Source organism: Streptomyces recifensis (genome assembly GCF_002154615.1).
Classification (GTDB): Bacteria; Actinomycetota; Actinomycetes; order Streptomycetales; family Streptomycetaceae; genus Streptomyces; species Streptomyces griseoluteus.
In genome coordinates this window covers 1-1,429 of record NZ_MUNH01000479.1, presented here as the reverse complement: position 1 = coordinate 1,429, position 1,429 = coordinate 1, and the positions used below count along the sequence as shown (strand labels likewise).

1 protein-coding gene and 1 pseudogene are annotated in these 1,429 nt (G+C 73.0%); one reads left to right on the top strand and one right to left on the bottom strand.

What is annotated here, in order from left to right; genetic code table 11:
- A pseudogene (locus tag CCN33_RS23360) lies at window positions 1-524 on the bottom strand (bile acid:sodium symporter); the annotation flags it as partial.
- Between the two features lie 85 nt (window positions 525-609).
- On the opposite strand from CCN33_RS23360, the gene CCN33_RS23355 reads away from it, so the two are divergent.
- A partial coding sequence (locus tag CCN33_RS23355) for a LysR family transcriptional regulator (RefSeq protein ID WP_107483976.1) occupies window positions 610-1,429 on the top strand: 820 nt, incomplete at its 3' end.

Genomic DNA, 1,429 nt, shown 5'->3' with positions numbered 1-1,429 from the left:
CACCCCGTTGCTCGCCGCCGGAGTTGCCCAGCAGGACCGGCGGCGAGCAACGGGGTGACGACGATGCCGACGAGGGAGGAGAAGGAGCCGGCACAGATGGCGGCGGGGACGTTGCCGCGCGCGATGGAGGTGAAGGCGATGGAGGACTGGATGGTCGACGGGACCAGGGTGAGGAACAGCAGCCCCTGGTAGAGCGGCTGGGTCAGCAGGGCCGGGACCAGTCCGCGCGCGGCCAGGCCGAGGAGCGGGAAGACGACGAAGGTGCAGGCCAGGACGGTGAGGTGGAGCCGCCAGTGGCGCAGGCCGGCCATCGCCTCGCGGGTGGAGAGGCGGGCGCCGTAGAGGAAGAACAGGAACGCGATGGCTGCCGTGGAGGCGCCGGAGGCCACGTCGGCGGCGACGCCCCGCGCGGGCAGCAGCGCGGCCAGGCCCACCGTGCCGAGGAGCAGCGCGATGTACGGGTCGATGGGCAGCCGGCGTGTCACAGGGCTCCGTAGCGTTTCGGTGGGGTGGACGATCTCCATCGTGCCTGGTCGGCGCCGATCGCGGAATCCGGCATACCGCTCTGACTGCGATCGCGTTCCGTGATGACCGCGCTAGGCTGTCGCCATGTACGACCCCACGCACCTGCGTACGTTCCTCGCGGTGGCGCAGACGCTCAGCTTCACGCAGGCCGCGCGGCGGCTGGGGCTGCGGCAGTCGACGGTGAGCCAGCACGTGCGCAGGCTGGAGGAGGCGGCGGGGCGCCAGTTGTTCACGCGGGACACCCACTCGGTGGAGCTGACCGGCGACGGCGAGGCCATGCTCGGGTTCGCGCGGCGGCTGCTGGAGGTGCAGGAGCAGGCCGCGGCGTACTTCTCCGGGCCGCGCGTGCGGGGGCGGCTGCGGTTCGGCGCCTCGGAGGACTTCGTGCTGACCCGCCTCCCGGAGATCCTGGAGGGCTTCCGCCACGACCATCCCGAGGTCGACCTCGAACTGACGGTGGAGCTGTCCGGCACGCTCCACGAGCGCCTCGCCGAGGGCAAGCTGGACCTGGTCCTCGCCAAGCGCCGCCCCGAGGACCCGCGCGGCCGCCTGGTCTGGCGGGACGACCTGGTCTGGATCGGCACGGACCGGCTCCGCCTGGACCCGGACCGCCCGGTCCCGCTGATCGTGTATCCCCCACCCGGCATCACGCGCGCCCGAGCGCTGGAAACCCTCGATTCCCACTCCCGCCCCTACCGGATCATCTGCACCAGCACCAGCCTGAACGGCCTCATCGCCGCCGCGAGAGCGGGTCTCGGCGTCATGGCCCACTCCCGCCACCTCATCCCCCCGGGCCTGACCCGCGTCCCGGACCGCGCCGGCCTCCCCGACCTGGGCAAGGTCGACTTCACCCTGACCCACGCCCGCGCGAGGGGCGCGGCTGAGGACGCGGGTCAGGCCCGGG